The 2,279-nt window shown below is 69.5% G+C and carries 4 protein-coding genes; all 4 read right to left on the reverse strand.

All coding sequences use genetic code 11. The features are described 5' to 3' along the window. Window positions 1-251: 251 nt before the first annotated feature. Complete coding sequence (locus C667_RS22300; protein ID WP_004386182.1) at window positions 252-710, reverse strand: Lrp/AsnC family transcriptional regulator; 459 nt, start codon at window positions 708-710, stop codon at window positions 252-254. Between the two features lie 143 nt (window positions 711-853). Continuing rightward, entirely contained in the window at window positions 854-1,198 is a 345-nt protein-coding gene (locus C667_RS22305; RefSeq protein WP_004307885.1) for an FKBP-type peptidyl-prolyl cis-trans isomerase, read from the reverse strand. Between the two features lie 33 nt (window positions 1,199-1,231). Continuing rightward, window positions 1,232-1,801, reverse strand: coding sequence for a peptide-methionine (S)-S-oxide reductase MsrA (gene msrA, locus C667_RS22310; protein WP_004386185.1), 570 nt, complete (start codon window positions 1,799-1,801; stop codon window positions 1,232-1,234). 78 nt (window positions 1,802-1,879) lie between these two features. Further along, window positions 1,880-2,279: translocation/assembly module TamB domain-containing protein (locus C667_RS22315; RefSeq protein WP_004386187.1), on the reverse strand; the 400-nt coding region annotated here is incomplete at its 5' end.

The raw sequence follows: 2,279 nt of genomic DNA on the forward strand, positions 1-2,279 counted from the left end.
CCTGCCGGCGCTCCTGCAGGAACCGCCGCGGCCCCGGGCCGATGTAGGAGCGGCGGCAGCCGCGAACGGGCGGTGCCGGGGCGAGGCGCGTGGGCGGGGATCGTGCCGCCATGTTCGCGCCTGCCGGCGCTCCTGCAGGAACCACCGCGGCCCCGGGCGCATGTAGGAGCGGCGGCAGCCGCGAACGGGCGGAGCCGGGGCGAGGCGCGTGGGCGGGGATCGTGCCGCCATGTTCGCGCCTGCCGGCGCGCCTACAGGGGGAGTGCGGTCTCGTTCTTGATCTCGCGCAGCGCCACCGCGGTATGGGTGACGTCGATCTCCGGGATCTTGAGCAGGAATTCGTGCATGAACACCGACAAGGCCTCGAGGTTCGGGAGGTAGAGCTTGAGCAGGCAGTCGGTCTCGCCGAGCAGCTCGTAGCACTCCACCACCTGTTCGCAGGCCTTGACCACGCGCTCGAAGCGGTCGAGCACGTCGGCGCTGTGCTGCTTGAGCTTGACGCGCACCCACACGCAGGTGCCCAAGCCCACCTTGTGGCGGTCGACCAGCGCGACGTAGCCGCGGATCACGCCCGCCTCCTCCATCTCGCGCACGCGCCGCCAACAAGGCGTGGGCGACATCCCGACCTTGTCGGCGAGCGCCTGGGTGCTGAGGGTGGAGTCCTTCTGCAGCAGGGTCAGGATGTGACGCTGCGCCGGGTCGAGTTTCATGTCGGGCGGCCTTGTACGGCGGTCGTCGGGTCGGTGCGGGCGTGGGGACGCCAATGGCGGATTCCCGGGGGAGCGGACTTGCTCGCGCAGGCGGCGCTCGGGCAGCGCCGTTGTTCGCCGGCAAGCCGCTCCCACAAGAGGATTTACAGCACCTTCAGCAGCTCGACCTCGAACACCAGGGTGGCGTTGGGCGGGATCACGCCGCCGGCGCCGCGCGCGCCGTAGCCGAGCTCGGGCGGGATGGTGAGCTTGCGCTTGCCGCCGACCTGCATGCCCTGCACGCCCTCGTCCCAGCCGCGGATCACGTGGCCGGCGCCGAGCGGGAAGACGAAGGGATCGTTGCGATCCTTGCTCGAGTCGAACTTGCGTCCGTCGGTGAGCCAGCCGGTGTAATGCACCGACACCATGCGGCCCTTCTCGGCGGTGTCGCCGCTGCCGAGCTCGAGTTCATCGATGACGAGTCCGCTGGCGGTGGTGGTCTGGGTCATGCCGTTCTCCTGCCGTGAGTGAAAACGCGCATTCTACCTGCTGCCTTCGGGCCAGCGGCGCAGGTCGAAATGGCTGCGGAATTTCGTGATCTTGGGCGCCACCACGTACTGGCAGTACGGCTGGTCGCTGTTGTTCACATAGTAGTCGTGGTGCTCCGGCTCGGCCGGCCAGAAGCGCGGCGCACGCTCGACGCGCGTGACGATCGCCTTCGGGAAGACACGGCGCTCGCCGAGCTCCTCGATGGTGGCGAGCGCGGTGTGCAGCTGCGCCTCGGTGGTGGCGAAGATCACCGAGCGGTATTGCGGGCCGACGTCGTTGCCCTGGCGGTCGACCGTGGTCGGATCGTGGATGGTGAAGAAGACGTCGAGCAGCTCACGGTAGCTCACCTTCTCCGGATCGAAGACGATCTTCACCACCTCGGCATGGCCGGTGCCGCCGGAACACACGTCGCGGTAGCCGGGCAGATCGACGTGGCCGCCGCAATAGCCCGGCACGACCTCGTCCACACCGGCCACCAGGTCGAACACCGCCTCAAGGCACCAAAAGCAGCCGCCGCCCAAAATGGCGGTCTCGCGCACCGGCTCGTTCTTGTTCTCTGTCATCTGCTCGCTCCATCGGGGTTGGTCATGGCATCGGAGAGACCGCGCGGACGGGGAATCATTCCCCGTCCGCCGCGTGGCTCAACGGAAGGAGAAGCCGTACTGGACGTCGAGCGCGGTGTCGGTGCCGCCGCGGGCGATCACGGAAAGCCGGCGCGAGATCTGGTAGGTGAGCTTGACCAGGGTGGCGGCCCCGCCCAGGCTCTGCTCGAAGTTGAGGAAGAGGTCCGGCCCCAGGCGCTTGCCCAGGCTCAGCACCTGGCCGGAAACCGAGGGACCGCCGGAGACCGTCTGCCCGCTGCCGAGCACCCGGCTGCTGCGCGCGCGCGTCGTGCTGTTGAGCTCGCCCTGGCCGATCGAGAAGGAGTCGAAGCCGAGGCTGCGCGAGAGCTCCTCGGTCATGCCGCCGCCGGGGCCGCCGAGCAGCGCCGCCGCGGCCGGGAGCAGCAGGCCGAGGTCGGCGCCGGAGCCGGCGTCGGGC

It is taken from the genome of Thauera phenylacetica B4P (genome assembly GCF_000310225.1).
GTDB lineage: Bacteria > Pseudomonadota > Gammaproteobacteria > Burkholderiales > Rhodocyclaceae > Thauera > Thauera phenylacetica.

What these genes read in the sequence shown, in the direction of transcription:
- C667_RS22300 (WP_004386182.1), bottom strand. Translation starts at nt 710, where the DNA reads ATGAAACTCGACCCGGCGCAGCGTCACATCCTGACCCTGCTGCAGAAG.
- C667_RS22305 (WP_004307885.1), bottom strand. Translation starts at nt 1,198, where the DNA reads ATGACCCAGACCACCACCGCCAGCGGACTCGTCATCGATGAACTCGAG.
- msrA (WP_004386185.1), bottom strand. Translation starts at nt 1,801, where the DNA reads ATGACAGAGAACAAGAACGAGCCGGTGCGCGAGACCGCCATTTTGGGC.